General features: G+C 62.4%; 14 protein-coding genes. 8 read left to right on the forward strand and 6 right to left on the reverse strand.

The genetic code is table 11. The features are described from left to right. Positions 1 to 50: 50 nt before the first annotated feature. From hpf to lptC, 5 genes are all read right to left on the reverse strand, one after another. Positions 51 to 620, reverse strand: a complete 570-nt coding sequence (gene hpf / locus KY465_RS09885; RefSeq protein WP_219201485.1) for a ribosome hibernation-promoting factor, HPF/YfiA family — start codon at positions 618 to 620, stop codon at positions 51 to 53. A 216-nt stretch (positions 621 to 836) separates the two neighbouring features. Further along, the gene (gene rpoN, locus KY465_RS09890; protein WP_219201486.1) at positions 837 to 2,390 is read right to left on the reverse strand and encodes an RNA polymerase factor sigma-54; all 1,554 of its coding nucleotides are present in this window, start codon (positions 2,388 to 2,390) and stop codon (positions 837 to 839) included. A 191-nt stretch (positions 2,391 to 2,581) separates the two neighbouring features. Beyond that, positions 2,582 to 3,373, reverse strand: a complete 792-nt coding sequence (lptB, locus tag KY465_RS09895) for an LPS export ABC transporter ATP-binding protein (RefSeq protein WP_219201487.1) — start codon at positions 3,371 to 3,373, stop codon at positions 2,582 to 2,584. 5 nt (positions 3,374 to 3,378) lie between these two features. Continuing rightward, a complete protein-coding gene (locus KY465_RS09900; protein ID WP_219201488.1) occupies positions 3,379 to 3,999 on the reverse strand; it encodes an LptA/OstA family protein in 621 nt (206 codons plus the stop codon). Beyond that, positions 3,996 to 4,682, reverse strand: coding sequence for an LPS export ABC transporter periplasmic protein LptC (lptC, locus tag KY465_RS09905; protein WP_219201489.1), 687 nt, complete (start codon positions 4,680 to 4,682; stop codon positions 3,996 to 3,998). Before lptC ends, KY465_RS09900 begins: the two co-directional genes overlap by 4 nt. Before the next feature lie 391 nt (positions 4,683 to 5,073). Between lptC and sppA the strand changes: the two genes are divergently transcribed. The 3 genes from sppA to KY465_RS09920 all read left to right on the forward strand — a co-directional run bounded on the left by sppA (position 5,074) and on the right by KY465_RS09920 (position 6,912). Then, positions 5,074 to 6,036 (forward strand): signal peptide peptidase SppA, encoded by a 963-nt coding sequence (gene sppA / locus KY465_RS09910; protein ID WP_219201490.1) that lies wholly within the window; start codon positions 5,074 to 5,076, stop codon positions 6,034 to 6,036. 68 nt (positions 6,037 to 6,104) lie between these two features. Next, on the forward strand, positions 6,105 to 6,398 hold the full coding sequence (locus KY465_RS09915; protein ID WP_219201491.1) for an integration host factor subunit beta: 294 nt from the start codon (positions 6,105 to 6,107) through the stop codon (positions 6,396 to 6,398). Between the two features lie 160 nt (positions 6,399 to 6,558). After that, on the forward strand, positions 6,559 to 6,912 hold the full coding sequence (locus tag KY465_RS09920; protein WP_219201492.1) for a LapA family protein: 354 nt from the start codon (positions 6,559 to 6,561) through the stop codon (positions 6,910 to 6,912). Between the two features lie 21 nt (positions 6,913 to 6,933). On the opposite strand, the gene KY465_RS09925 is transcribed toward KY465_RS09920, so the two are convergent. Then, positions 6,934 to 7,386, reverse strand: coding sequence for an SRPBCC family protein (locus KY465_RS09925; protein ID WP_219201493.1), 453 nt, complete (start codon positions 7,384 to 7,386; stop codon positions 6,934 to 6,936). 122 nt (positions 7,387 to 7,508) lie between these two features. On the opposite strand from KY465_RS09925, the gene KY465_RS09930 reads away from it, so the two are divergent. The 5 genes from KY465_RS09930 (at position 7,509) to olsB (ending at position 13,518) form a co-directional block, all read left to right on the forward strand. Continuing rightward, positions 7,509 to 8,702, forward strand: a complete 1,194-nt coding sequence (locus KY465_RS09930) for a class I SAM-dependent methyltransferase (protein ID WP_346432620.1) — start codon at positions 7,509 to 7,511, stop codon at positions 8,700 to 8,702. Positions 8,703 to 8,707: 5 nt separating this feature from the next. After that, positions 8,708 to 9,574: a TrmH family RNA methyltransferase gene (locus KY465_RS09935; RefSeq protein ID WP_219201495.1), complete on the forward strand. Its 867-nt coding sequence runs from the start codon at positions 8,708 to 8,710 to the stop codon at positions 9,572 to 9,574. Continuing rightward, positions 9,571 to 10,095 carry a signal peptidase II gene (gene lspA / locus KY465_RS09940; protein WP_219201496.1) on the forward strand — a complete coding sequence of 175 codons (525 nt, stop codon included), beginning with the start codon at positions 9,571 to 9,573 and terminating at the stop codon, positions 10,093 to 10,095. Before KY465_RS09935 ends, lspA begins: the two co-directional genes overlap by 4 nt. A gap of 100 nt (positions 10,096 to 10,195) precedes the next feature. Then, positions 10,196 to 12,514: a hybrid sensor histidine kinase/response regulator gene (locus tag KY465_RS09945; protein ID WP_219201497.1), complete on the forward strand. Its 2,319-nt coding sequence runs from the start codon at positions 10,196 to 10,198 to the stop codon at positions 12,512 to 12,514. A 134-nt stretch (positions 12,515 to 12,648) separates the two neighbouring features. Next, positions 12,649 to 13,518, forward strand: a complete 870-nt coding sequence (olsB, locus tag KY465_RS09950; protein WP_219201498.1) for a l-ornithine N(alpha)-acyltransferase — start codon at positions 12,649 to 12,651, stop codon at positions 13,516 to 13,518. Positions 13,519 to 13,534 lie beyond the last annotated feature (16 nt).

A 13,534-nucleotide genomic window follows, 5' to 3' on the forward strand; every position in this document is an offset into this window, starting at 1 on the left:
GTCTGCCGGCAGTTGACGGCATGCGAAGTCGAGATCGCGCCCGGCCCGGTTTATTGCGACTTGACGCTCCCGGCGTCGATCCAGCCGATGTTGCCGTCGTTGCGGCGGTAGACAACGTTCAACGCATCGTTGCCGGCATTCTTGAACATCAAGATGCGCTCATCGGTCATATCGAGAGCCATCACCGCCGAGGCTACGGTCATCGTGCCGACCTGGCGGGTACTCTCGGCAATGATCGCCGGAGCATAGTCTTCCGGGATCTCTTCTTCATGGTCACGTTCGCCTTCGACGACCGCATAGGCAATCTCATGGCCATTGTGACCCAAATGATGGTCTTTCAACCGCCGCTTGTAGCGGCGCAGTCTTTTTTCCACACGCTCCGCGGCGGCGTCGAAAGCCGGTTGCGGATCCTGTGCCTCGCCGGTTGCCTGCAGAATGACACCGGTATCCAGGTGAATCCTGCAGTCAGCGGTAAAACGGGAGCCGGATTTCTCTACAAGGACCTGTGCCGAATAGCCGCCATCGAAGTACTTGTTCACGGCTTCATCGATCTGGTCTTCGATTCGAGCCCGGAAGGCCTCGCCGATTTCCATCTGTTTTCCCGAGACGCGCACGTTCATGGATCAACCCTTCTTTTTGCAGTTATGGGTTTTCAGTCTAAGCCATGCCTCGGGATGTTCCAAGCATTTGAACACCCGGCAGGCAGCAAATTCCACGAGCGGACCAGTTTCGGAATTTCTTTCCGGCGCGTCATCCCGCCGGAGCGGCCAAGCTTCTACGCGCGCCACCCCGATATGTCAAGCTAAGCCACAATATGGCGGGTTCTCGTAATACTTTCAGCTATTTATGGCCGATGCTGCCCGCGCTCTGGCTCGTTTCTCGCGGCGCCGCTGCACCGAAGAGGGGATCGACAAGGCGTCGCGATACTTGGCAACCGTGCGCCGGGCGATGGCGATTCCGTCTTCCTTGAGGCGCCGGACCAGGTCATCGTCGGAAAGGACCGCGAAGGGGTCCTCGGCATCTACAAGCGTGCGGATGCGATGGCGTACGGCCGCGGCCGAATGCGTCTCGCCGCCCTCGTCATGCGAAGCAATGGCGGCGGTAAAGAAATATTTCAGCTCGAACAGCCCACGCGGCGTCATCATGAATTTGTTGGAGGTGACCCGGCTGACGGTGGATTCGTGCATGCCGATCGCTTCGGCGACCGTCTTCAGGTTCAGCGGCCGCAACCGGTCGATGCCATGCAGCAGGAAGGCGTCCTGGTGCCGGACGATCTCACTGGCCACCTTGATGATGGTGCGGGCACGCTGATCGAGGGCGCGGGTCAGCCAATTGGCAGTCTGCAGGCATTCATTGAGAAAATCCCGCTCCTTGTCGGCGGGCGAGAGGTGGGCAGACACGCGGGCGCAATAGGCGTGGTCCACAAGAACGCGCGGCAATGCGTCGGGGTTGAGTTCAACGGCCCAGCTTCCATCCCCGGCAGCGCGAACGATCACTTCCGGTACAACGAGCACGCTCTGGCCGGTTTCATACCGGCTGCCGGGCTTGGGATCGAGCGCACGAATTTCCGCCAGCATGTCGAGCAAATCATCTTCACCGACCCCGCAGAGGCGGGAAAGAGCGGTGAAATCGCGCCGGGCCAGCAAATCCAGATGCTCGAGCAGCGTTTCCATGGCCGGGTCAAGGCGGTTCTTGCGCTGCAGCTGCAGTCTCAGGCAGTCCGACAGGGATCGCGCGAAAAGGCCTGGCGGATCAAGCTCCTGCAAGCGCAGCAACACGTCGTCGACCCGCGCCGGCGCAACGCCAAGGCGCAGGGCAATTTCCAGCGGGTTTCCGTCGAGATAGCCTGCCGCGTCGAGGTGATCGGCAAGTTCACTGGCGATCAGGCGATCGCGATCATCCGAAAAGGCAAAGACAATCTGTTCTCCGACAATGTCACGCAGGCTGGGCGAAGCGGCCGCAAAATGGTCCATGTCCGGTTCGCCGGCTGCCCGGTTCGAGGAGGCGCCCGGCATTGACTTCCAACTGGCGACGAGTTGCGGCGCCTCGATCGAAGACGTTTCATCGGGGAAGACATTGCCGAGGTCGATGTCGAGCGGCGATTCTGCCCGCTCGTCACGCCCATCGGGCAGTCCGTCGGGCCCTTTGTCGCTGTGCGCGCGCTCCTGTTGCAACTCGGTTGTGAGCGGGCCATCGAAACCTTTGCCAGCCGGTTCGCCGTCCGAGCCGCCCTCAGCCAGCTCCAGCAGCGGATTGCGCTCGACCTCCTGTTCGATGAAACTCTGCAACTGGGCATGACCGAACTGCAGCAACCGGATTGATTGCATCAATTGCGGCGTCATGACCAAGGATTGGCTCTGACGCAATTGCAGGTTTGCCGACAAAGCCATCAGACGCATATACTCCGTAAAATTGCATCCGCCTCACGCGAAGCGACTCATGGCCGTGCCGCCAGGTTCCTTCACCGGGTGACAGCCATTGATGTGGCCCGATCCTTGCTTGTTTTGATTTTTGCGTCAAGCGAGAGCACTCCTCGCCTCATGATGATCCGACCAAAAGGTGTCTCAGGGACGGCTGCCATTCACAGCGAGAACTGCTCACCGAGATAGAGTTTGCGCACATCGCTGTGGGCGACAATCTCCTGAGGTCGCCCGTGGGTCAGAACATGGCCCTGATGGATGATATAGGCGCGGTCGATCAGGCCGAGCGTCTCGCGCACGTTGTGATCGGTGATCAAAACGCCGATGCCGCGACGCGTGAGATGGCGCACGAGATTCTGAATATCGGAAACGGCAATGGGATCGACCCCGGCAAACGGCTCGTCGAGAAGCATGAAAGTGGGATCCGACGCGAGGGCCCTGGCGATTTCCAGGCGCCGTCGCTCGCCGCCCGACAAGGAGATCGAGGCCGCACTGCGCAGATGCGCGATGTGAAATTCCTCAAGCAGATCGTTGAGCTTGGCGGTGCGTTGTGCCGCCTTCGGCTCGACCACCTCGAGAACCGCACGGATATTCTGCTCGACCGTCAGGCCGCGAAAGATCGAGGCTTCCTGCGGCAGATATCCCACCCCGAGGCGGGATCGCCGGTACATGGGAAGGCCAGTTACATCATTGCCGTCGATCTCGATGGTTCCGGCATCGACCGGCACGAGACCGGTAATCATGTAAAAGCAGGTGGTCTTGCCGGCTCCGTTCGGGCCGAGGAGACCGACGGCCTCGCCACGACGCACGCCGATCGACACACCATCGACAACCCGGCGGGACTTGTAGCTCTTGACCAGATTGCGGGCGATCAAAGTGCCCTTGTAGCGGCTGGTCGCCAGCTGCGGCGCTCGCCGTTTCTTCGTCCCCGGGATGAGGGCAGCAATATTCATGATCTTCACTGTTGCGGACGGGATTTCGGATCAAGTTGAATTCGCACGCGGCCACCGCAACTCTCGAGGCGCGCCTCGCTGGAGCGCATGTTCACGGTCATGCGGCACCCGATGAAAATGTTGTCGCCCTGGGTCAACACGACCTTTTCGCCCTCGAGAACGGCAATTTCACGGGCCATGTCAAAATGGCCGCGGTCGGCGCTGGCGGTCTGGGTCTCGGTCTTCAGCAGCACTTTGTCGGACACTTCGATGCGGTCAATGTCCGCGCCGCCGGAGGACATCGCGCCGCCCGTACCGCCCTTGTAAAACACCGTCATCGCACCCGATTGCAGCAGCGTGTCGCCTTGGCTGACCTTGACGTTGCCGGTGAATACCGCCTTCTTTTCAGCTTCCTTGATCTCCAGCTTGTCACTCTCGATCTGGATCGGCTGGTCATTGGAAATGGCCAGTCCCGGCATGCTGGTGCTCGAGCTTTGCGCCATGGCCGGCAGCGCGGGCAAGGCAATGAGAGCCGCCGCCAGACAAGCCGCCGCCAGACAAGCCACCGACAGGCGCCGACCGCTAGCGTGCAAAGCACCGGACCCGGCCGCGATCGGGCCTTCGCGAAAATCTTGTATCCATCTCATTTTGTTGTCGTGTCCTTTTCACTGCCTCTGTCGAGCGCCTTGGGATCGATCGTCATGCGCACCTTGTGCTCGAAAATGATAGTTCCGCCCTTGTCCAGGAGGCGCATTGACTCCGCATCAACGCGAACTTGCGAGGTCCTGATTTCCACCGGCCCGTCGCTGGCAACCTCGCCGGCAGCAATGTCGATAACAGCGGCCTGCAGATCCGCTGTCATACCGTCATCTGTCTCGACCCGAAAAGGCTGGTCGAAGCGCAGGGTCTCGGCTTCGCGGTCGACCGTTCCGCTTTGCGCCGTCAGGCTGGCGAACTGGTCGTCGGCGATCGGAACCCGCGCCACGATCTCCTGCAGCGCAAAGATATCCGGCGTCGTCAGATCCTGGACGGCCCGGGCAGCGCGCAGCTCGTAGGCCTGGTTCCTGCCGTTCTCTCCGGTCAGGGTCGGGCGGTACATCACCAGCTTACCGTCCTCGATCGCGGTTGCCGTGACCGTGACACCGTCGGGCACCTGGTTGGCCAGCCATGACACTGCAAAAAAACCGGCAATCAGCAAAGCCGAGAGCATCGGCAACAAAATCTTCAACCGCCCTACTGTCCGCGAGTGGCGCAGCGCCTTGCGGTACTGCCGGTCTGAGCGTTCCGACGCGCCCGCAACCGCTGCGGCGGCGTGCACTCCGGTACTCATGGGTGATTCACTCGCGGCATTCAGTCGAAAACCCTTCATGACGCCTGGCGTCCAGTGCTCGGTTGCAAATGCTCTGTTCGACACGAACCTGGACGACACGGAACGCTGTTCGCCAAGATGCAGCGGCCTGGCTGTTCCAAGATCGGCATGGGCACAAAGCATCCCCGTCTCGGCTCACCCGCATGCCACGCCCCTTGAGCGCGACAGTAACCGGAAAGTCTTCAATTTTCATTTCAATATGGTGTTTTTGCGGTAAACACCAGACGAAGCTCGCGGGAAGTGCGCGCCGCCTGCCATCGACCCGCCTTAAGGCGGGCTAGCAATTTGCAGCACTGGGCGATGGATTTGACGATTTCCGCGTGCCAATACGGCGGCAATGAAAGGACAGAAGATGGATGCTGATTCCCTGATCGACCGGCGCCGGCTGCGCCGCAAGCTCGGCTTCTGGAGGGCGGCGGCGATCCTCGTCGCCGTGCTGGCGATCGGCGCCACACTGTGGTGGTCGCTGCCAGGACGGTCGGCCGGTGCTCACATTGCCCGCATCAGCATCTCCGGCGTGGTGACCGACGACACGAAGCTGCTCGCCACGATCGAGAAGGCAGCGGCAAGCGATGCCGTCAAAGCCATCGTTGTCTCGTTATCGACGCCGGGCGGCACAACCTACGGCGGCGAACGGATCTATCGCGCCATCGAGGCGGCGCGGGCCAGCAAGCCGGTGGTGGCCGATGTGCGCAGCCTGGCCGCTTCGGCGGGCTACATGATCGCGGCGGCAGCAGATCATATCGTTGCCGGCGAAACCTCCATCGTCGGCTCGATCGGCGTGTTGTTCCAGTATCCGCAGGTCAGCGAATTGATGGACAAGATCGGTGTCGAACTGAAAGAGATCAAATCGGCGCCGCTGAAAGCCGAACCCTCCCCCTTTCATCCCGCCAGCCCGGCCGCCGAAGCGATGATCCGCGCCATGGTGATGGACAGCTATGACTGGTTCGTTGATCTGGTCGCCGAACGGCGCGGCATGCCGCGTGACGAGGTGCTGCGCCTGGCCGACGGCTCGATCTACACCGGGCGCCAATCGCTTGAAAACGGTCTGGTCGATGCGCTGGGCGGCGAAGCCGCCATTCGCGCCTATCTGACAAGCCGGGAGATTGATGCGGAGCTGGAATTCGTTGACTGGAAGCCGCGGGGCGAGCGCTCCTTCGGCGTGCTGCCAGAGATACTGGCCGGGGTTCAGGCCTTGGTGCGGCGCAATGCACCCATCGTTTCGATCAGCGATGAAATTGACCGTCTCGGGGGCGGCAAGTTGTTCCTTGACGGTCTGGTGTCAAATTGGCAGGCTGGCGCGCCGTCGCCCTAGGGCTAGAGGCAGGGGATCGAACCCGTCAGTGTAAGGGCTCGGCACAAAAGGGGCACGGGAGGCCAAACATGATCAAATCGGAACTGGTTCAGGCCGTTGCGGCACGCAACCCACATCTCTACCACCGCGATGTCGAAAATATCGTCAATGCCGTGCTCGACGAGATCACAGAGGCGTTGGCGGATGGCAATCGCGTCGAGCTGCGGGGGTTCGGAGCCTTTTCCGTGAAAAACCGGCCGCCGCGGTCGGGCCGCAATCCACGTACTGGCGAGCCGGTTTTCGTGGAAGAAAAATGGGTGCCATTCTTCAAGACCGGCAAGGAATTGCGCGAGCGGCTCAACCCCGACAGCCCCGACGCTTGAACCCGCCTGCCCGTCGCACCCGCACGCCTCGACAGGGCCACGCAGGGGCGCTGGAAGAACGGTGGAACGGCACTAGATTGAACAACAGCTTGATTGGCGGTGTCACTGTGCACCGGCAACATTGTCTTTGACAGAACGAGCGACAGGAACACGGCGCGCCATGATCAAACGTATTCTCAGCCTGATAATCCTTATTCCGCTTGCTGTTGTGCTGATCACGCTCTCGGTGACCAATCGGCAGACCGTGACTTTGGCGCTCAACCCGTTCGATCCGAGCGACCAAGTGCTCTCGGTGGCCGCTCCCTTCTTCGTCTTTCTTTTCGCAGCCCTGATGCTTGGAATGGTGCTCGGATCGCTGGCGACCTGGTTCCGGCAGGGCCGCTACCGGTCACGGGCGCGGCGCAACAAGCGCGAAGCGGTGAAATGGCACCGCGAAGCCGACAAGCTGAAAGCCGATCAGGCGCCAGAGCATCAGCCGGGTGATCTGCCGGCCATCCCCGCCCGCAGCCATTAAGGCCGCGCGGCAGACCGGCACTCAGGCGCCGGCGTTGTCGCTGACGATTTCGTTGAAGCGGGTAAAGAACTGGCCGGCCAATTTCTTCGAGGTCGAATCGATCAGCCGCGAGCCCATTTGCGCCAGTTTGCCGCCGACCTGGGCCTTGACGTCGTAAGTCAACAGCGTCTGCGCTCCCTCGTCGATCAAGTTGACGTCGGCGCCACCCTTGGCGAAGCCGGCAATGCCACCCTTGCCTTCGCCGACGATGGTGTAGCTGTTGGGGGCGTCGATATTCTCGAGCGTGACATGGCCTTTGAAGGCTGCCGAGACCGGACCTATCTTGATCTTCACCGCGGCCGTCATCTCGTTTTCTGAGATCTTTTCAAGCGACTGACACCCGGGGATGCACTGCCGAAGAACCTCCGGGTCGTTGAGCGCTTCCCAGACCTTCTGGCGCGGCGCGTCGATGCGTTCCTCACCCAGCATTTCCATCGTCATACCTCCTTCTGCCAGCTTCGCCCGGAATCCGCTTTGCCAATGACATGGCGGATTGCTATGTGCTGACACATAACGGTTCGATCGGGCCGTGCAAGAACAATCCGAACAGGTCTCGTGTGGCAAGCAGAAAACGGCAAAAAGGGGGGCAGACGGGAGGCGCGAATGTCGGCGCTTCCGGTCGCTCGCGTGCCAAACCACGCGGCAAGCCGCAAGGCAAGGGTCCGACATCTGTAAAGGCAGCGGGCAAGATCCGGCCGACGCCGCGCGGCACTGCTGCCAAAGCGACCGGCGCCAAGGCTACTGGCGCCAAGGCGACCGGTGTCAGGGTGACAACGACGGGCGACGACTCCGCTTCGCTCGCGCATCCGGCTCGCCCGTTGCGCCGCCACGCCGGTGCATTGCCGGCCGAACACGTTCCGCTGATCCTCGAGACGGGCGCCGATCCGGGCTACGAATTGCTCGATTCCGGCGATGCGGAAAAGCTCGAGCGTTACGGTAGCCTGACCGTCGTGCGGCCGGAGGCACAGGCGCTGTGGCCGCGTCGGCGCGGCGAAACGGAATGGGCGCTTGCCGATGCGACTTTCACCGGCAATACGGACGAGGATGGTGCCGGACGCTGGGCGTTCGGCCGAGAGCCGCTTGGCGAGACCTGGCCGATGAACCTGATGGGCGTCGATTTCTGGGGGCGGCTGACCTCCTTCCGCCATGTCGGCGTTTTTCCCGAACAACTGGCGCATTGGCGCTATATGGCCGAGCAGATCCGCACCCGGCAGGGACCGGTGCGCGTGCTCAACCTTTTCGGCTATACGGGTGTTGCCACGCTGATTGGCGCGCAAGCCGGCGCTGAAGTCACGCATGTGGATGCGTCGAAGAAAGCGATTGGCTGGGCACGCGAGAACCAGGCTTTGGCCGGGCTGGACCGCAAGCCGATCCGCTGGATTTGCGACGATGCGATGAAATTTCTCCTGCGCGAAGAGCGGCGCGGACATCACTACGATCTGATCCTGACCGACCCTCCAAAGTTCGGGCGTGGCCCGAATGGAGAGGTCTGGCAGCTCTTCGATCATCTGCCGCTGATGCTTGATCTGTGCCGCGCGCTGCTGACGCCGCGGCCGATTGGCCTGGTGCTGACGGCCTATTCGATCCGCGCCTCGTTCTATTCGATTCATGAGCTGATGCGCGAGACAATGCGCGGCGCCGGCGGCCTGGTGGAATCCGGCGAACTCGTGCTCCGCGAGGCCGAGGCAGGACCGCAGGAGGCGCGCACCCTGTCGACCTCGCTTTTTTCCCGATGGACCCCTGATGGCTGAGTATCATGGCTGAGAACCACAAAAGACAACGCGTCGGCCAGGTCAAGGAGATCACCAGCCTCGCCAATCCGGTCATCAAGGACATCCGCGCCCTGGCCCAGAAGAAACGCCGGGACGAGACCGGCACGTTTCTCGCCGAAGGGCGGAAACTCGTGATCGATGCGCTGGAGCTTGGCTGGCAGATCCGCACTCTGATCTATGCCAAGGCGCTGCGGGGTCAGCCACAGGTGGAGGCGATCGCCGCGAAGACCGTGGCGCGCGGCGGACTGGTACTCGAGGTGAGCGAGAAAGTGCTGACGGCGATCACCCGCCGCGACAATCCGCAGGCGGTCATCGGGGTGTTCGACCAGCAATATAGTCCGCTTGATGCGGCAGAAATGGGTGCAAACGACACCTGGGTGGCGCTCGACCGGGTGCGCGACCCGGGCAATCTCGGCACGATCGTCCGCACCGCCGATGCGGCAGGCGTAAGGCGCATCGTGCTGGTTGGCGAAACGGTCGATCCCTTCTCGATGGAGGCGGTTCGGGCAACGATGGGTTCGATTTTCGCAGTGTCCCTCAGTCGGGCTTCAGCCGCGGAGCTGCTCGCCTGGCATCGCACAAGCGGCGCCCAGCTGGTGGGCAGCCATCTGGCCGGCAGCAGTGATTACCGGAGCATCGACTATGCCGGCAGGCCGCAGGTTCTGCTGATGGGCAACGAGCAGGCGGGGCTGCCCGAGGGACTGGCCCGGGCCTGCGACCGCCTGGCGCGCATTCCGCAAGCCGGGCGCGCGGATTCGCTCAATCTGGCCATTGCAACGGGACTTATGATATTTGAAGCGCGGCGCCATCTCCTGTCGCTCGACGTGACCGAGGCGGATGTGTCCCGATGAAGCGGCTTAGCGGTTGGGCAGGGTTTTCCACCCTCGTTGCATTGGCCGTCATCCTTGATCAGGCGATCAAGGCGCTCGTGGAAGCCTCCCTGCCGCTCCACCAAGTGGTCCCGGTCCTGCCGTTCCTCGCCTGGTACCGCACCTATAATGAGGGCATCGCCTTCTCGCTGTTGTCCGGATTTGGCGATCTCGGCCTTATCATCTTGTCGGTTGTCGTCGTCGGCTTCGTTCTGGTCCTCAAAGCCCAGACCAGCAAGGCGCGAACGCTCGCGCATCTGGGTTTTGCATTCATCATCGGCGGCGCCATCGGCAATCTGATTGACCGTGTTCTGCATGGCTATGTGATCGACTATGTCCTCGTTCATGCCGGACGGTGGTCGTTTGCCGTGTTCAACCTGGCGGATGCGTTCATCACGATTGGCGCCGCGCTGATCATCCTCGAAGAACTGATGGCCTGGCAGCGCAGCCGGGCCGGAGGGCGCAGCGCAGACAATGGCGATGACGCGCCTGGTGAGAGCTGAAGCGGATTGAGCATTGCGGTTCACGCCAGGTGAGCCGTTTCCCTAAAATGCGATGTATCGGCTGAAATCTTTCTTGACCGGCGCCTGCTAGGCTCTTCTCATGCCAGTCAAAGCGCAACAATTAAAGGATCTGCCACCGCCCTCGCCGGCGTCCGGCGCCGCAACCCGCGGCGGGCTGGCGGATTCTGCTGCCAGCGGACGCGCAGCTGCTGCGGATCGGAGCAAGCTTAGCCGTAGGTCGCAAAATAGCGGATCCCGGGAACTCGTCCTGGCCGCGGCGCTGCTCACCGTTGCCGCTGCAGCCATTGCCTTTGAAACGCCGTGGCTGGTGGCGATCGCCGGCGGTGTGATCGGCCTATACGCATTTCAGCAGGCGTTACGCGCGGGCCGCGGCCGGGTGGCGCTCGGCGCATATGCGCAACCTCACATCGAGGAAGAGCAACTGGACGCGCGCTGGGAGGCCGGCGAAGCCACAGCACAGATGGCTGATTTGTTTGATGCTCTTGGCGACATGTTCGCAGCCCTCGACGAAAGCGGCAGGCTCATTGCTGTCAACCACACTTTGCGCGAAGCGTGCAGCGCCGAGGGCGACGTTCAAGGCTTCCGGCTGGCCGATCTCGGGTTGATCCTTCAGGACACCGCGAACGGGCTGGAAGCGCGCACCGGCGGCGGCGGCAAGGAGCGCCTTTGGGCGATCCGAAAATCGTCCTGCCGGTCTGGGAGCAGCGGCGCGCTGATCACCCATGTTACCGGCCGTGACATCACCAGCGAGAGGCAGGCCGATGCTTTGGTGGCGGCAGCACGCAGCAAGGCCGAGGCAGCAAACGAGGCCAAGACGCGTTATCTGGCGACCGTCAGCCACGAGGTGCGCACACCGCTGAACGGTATTCTCGGCATGACGCATCTGCTCAGTCAGACGGCGGTGACCGCGGAACAGGAAAGCTACCTCGAAAGCGTACGCGAGAGCGGCCGGGCCCTTCTGCACCTGATCGAGGATCTGCTCGATGTCAGCGCCATCGAGGCGGGACGGTTCGAATTGCGCAATGGCGAATGTTCGGTCCGCGATCTGGTGCAGTCAAGTTGCGAACTGATGGCAGCGCAGGCGCATGCAAAGGGCCTGGAAATCGCCGCGCATGTGGATTTCGATGTGCCGGCGACGATTCACAGCGATGCCGGACGGCTGAAGCAGGTGCTGTTCAATCTGATCGGCAATGCGATCAAATTCACCGAACAAGGCGGCATCCTGGTCGAGGCCGAGCGGCGTGGCGCAATGCTGGCAATTTGCGTGCACGACAGCGGTGCCGGCTTGCGGGAGACCGATCAGCAAAGGGTGTTCGAGGAATTCGAACGCGTCGAGACCGATGGCGATCACGAGCAGACCGGCGCCGGGCTCGGCCTGTCGATATCGGCGCGAATCGTTGCAGCAATGGGGGGCAGCATCGCAGTAGACAGCGAAAGCGGCGCAGGCAGCTGCTTTACCTTTACTGTGCCGCTCAGCGCCGAGTGCCCGTCGCGCGACGAGGACTTTGCCACCGGCGCGCTCAGCGAACGGCGCGCCCTGGTCCTGGCACCCGATGGTCCTGTGGCGCAGACCTTGCTGCGCTCGATCAGCGAACTTGGCGGCACGGCGCTCTATGCCGGCGACGAAGAGACGGCGCTGGCCGCGTTGCAATCGCTGACCGCTTGCAACGATGACGCTGCGCCCGCAACAGCGGGAGCGCTAACCGATCTGATCATCGACCGGCGTCTGGCCAGAAGCGAGCCCGAATTGATGGCGCGGCTCGTGGCGCTGGCTGGAGCGAGCGCAGAGACAACCCTGATCATCGCGCCGGAGGATGATCGTGAATTGCGCCTGTCGCCGGAACTGGCGGCAAGCAAATGGCTGGTGCGGCCGATCCGCGCCGCGTCCCTCGTCGATGTGCTGAATCGCCGCGACGACCGCGGCGAGCGCAGCCGCCTCGACGGAGCGATTTCCACTCCGTCCCTGCTTCGACCATCGGACACGCCGACCTTCGATATCCTTCTGGCCGAAGATGATCCGGTCAACGCCCTGGTGGTGCGGACCATGCTGGCGCGCGAAGGCCACCGGGTGAGCCTTGTCGAGAATGGCCGCGAACTGGTCGATCTGGCGCTGGAGCGGCCCGACGGACGCTGCCGCTATGATCTGGTCATTACCGATCTGTCGATGCCGAAACTTGACGGCGAATCAGCAATTGCCGAGATCCGCGCCGTGGAATCTGCCGAACGGCTGCAACGGCTGCCGGTGATCGTTCTCAGCGGCGATGGCCAGGCTGATCGGCGCGACAGTCTTCTGGCAGCCGGTGCCGATGGCCACGCGGAAAAGCCGGTGGATCCCGACTGGCTGCGTTCGCTGGTGGGCATGACCGCGGCGCGCGGTCGCAGTGCGCGGGAAGCGTGACCGGCGAACACCGGCGAACCTCAGTAGCTATCCAGTTTTCATAGACCCCTAAGACCTGCCGGGAGACTTTGTCACGCGGTTGTCTTAGACTTCTGGTTAATGCACGCCATGTCCAACCATTGAGGCTGACCGACATGAACCCGGCGACCGAAAATTCGCATCGCTTCACCGCCTTGAACCCCTCCCTGTTGTCGCGCCGCGAAATCTCGCTGCTCGGGCGGATCGGCGCACTGGAGGTACGCAGGGCCATTTCCAGGCGCGAGATCGCCGCCGCGCAGGCGCTCCGCTACAAGGTGTTCGTCGAGGAAATGGGCGCTGTATTGCCGGCGGCCGCCATGCGCGCGCGCCGGGATTGCGATCATGTCGACAGCTATTGCGACCATCTCCTGGTTATCGACACTGGGATTGAAGGCGCCGTCGAAGACCAGATCGTCGGGACCTACCGACTGCTGCGGCAGGATGTGGCGGCACGCCATGCAGGCTTTTACTCGCAAAGCGAATATGACGTCGCGGCAATGATGCGGCGACAGCCCGGCAAGCGTTTCATGGAACTCGGCCGGTCCTGCGTGCTGCCGGCCTATCGCACACGACGGACCATCGAACTGTTGTGGCAGGGCAATTGGGCCTATGCGCTGGCGCACGGAATCGACGCAATGTTCGGCTGCGCCTCCTTTCCCGGAGCCCGACCGCACGCACATGCGCTGGCGCTGTCATTTCTGTACCACAACGCAGCGGCCGAGGGGATTTGGGACGTCAAACCGATCGATGGACTTGGCGTGGGAATGGACATGATGCCGCCCGAAGCCATCATGCCACGCGCCGCGATCAACACCATGCCGCCGCTGATCAAGGGCTATCTGAGGCTCGGGGCCCGCACATCGCGCGCGGCGGTGGCGGATGTTGCCTTCAACACGACGGACATTCTCGTCGTCTTGCCGGTTGGCGAGATCAACCCGCGCTATGTCAACCATTATGGTTCCGATGCCGGACGCTTCGCCGCCTGACGGCGGCGGCCGACCG

This window comes from Neohoeflea coraliihabitans, from assembly GCF_019334345.1.
Lineage (GTDB): Bacteria > Pseudomonadota > Alphaproteobacteria > Rhizobiales > Rhizobiaceae > Pseudohoeflea > Pseudohoeflea coraliihabitans.

Excerpts from the sequence above, each read along its gene's own strand:
- hpf (WP_219201485.1), bottom strand. The coding sequence starts at position 620 with ATGAACGTGCGCGTCTCGGGAAAACAGATGGAAATCGGCGAGGCCTTC.
- rpoN (WP_219201486.1), bottom strand. The coding sequence starts at position 2,390 with ATGGCTTTGTCGGCAAACCTGCAATTGCGTCAGAGCCAATCCTTGGTC.
- lptB (WP_219201487.1), bottom strand. The coding sequence starts at position 3,373 with ATGAATATTGCTGCCCTCATCCCGGGGACGAAGAAACGGCGAGCGCCG.
- KY465_RS09900 (WP_219201488.1), bottom strand. The coding sequence starts at position 3,999 with ATGAGATGGATACAAGATTTTCGCGAAGGCCCGATCGCGGCCGGGTCC.
- lptC (WP_219201489.1), bottom strand. The coding sequence starts at position 4,682 with ATGAGTACCGGAGTGCACGCCGCCGCAGCGGTTGCGGGCGCGTCGGAA.
- sppA (WP_219201490.1), top strand. The coding sequence starts at position 5,074 with ATGGATGCTGATTCCCTGATCGACCGGCGCCGGCTGCGCCGCAAGCTC.
- KY465_RS09915 (WP_219201491.1), top strand. The coding sequence starts at position 6,105 with ATGATCAAATCGGAACTGGTTCAGGCCGTTGCGGCACGCAACCCACAT.
- KY465_RS09920 (WP_219201492.1), top strand. The coding sequence starts at position 6,559 with ATGATCAAACGTATTCTCAGCCTGATAATCCTTATTCCGCTTGCTGTT.
- KY465_RS09925 (WP_219201493.1), bottom strand. The coding sequence starts at position 7,386 with ATGGAAATGCTGGGTGAGGAACGCATCGACGCGCCGCGCCAGAAGGTC.
- KY465_RS09935 (WP_219201495.1), top strand. The coding sequence starts at position 8,708 with ATGGCTGAGAACCACAAAAGACAACGCGTCGGCCAGGTCAAGGAGATC.
- lspA (WP_219201496.1), top strand. The coding sequence starts at position 9,571 with ATGAAGCGGCTTAGCGGTTGGGCAGGGTTTTCCACCCTCGTTGCATTG.
- KY465_RS09945 (WP_219201497.1), top strand. The coding sequence starts at position 10,196 with ATGCCAGTCAAAGCGCAACAATTAAAGGATCTGCCACCGCCCTCGCCG.
- olsB (WP_219201498.1), top strand. The coding sequence starts at position 12,649 with ATGAACCCGGCGACCGAAAATTCGCATCGCTTCACCGCCTTGAACCCC.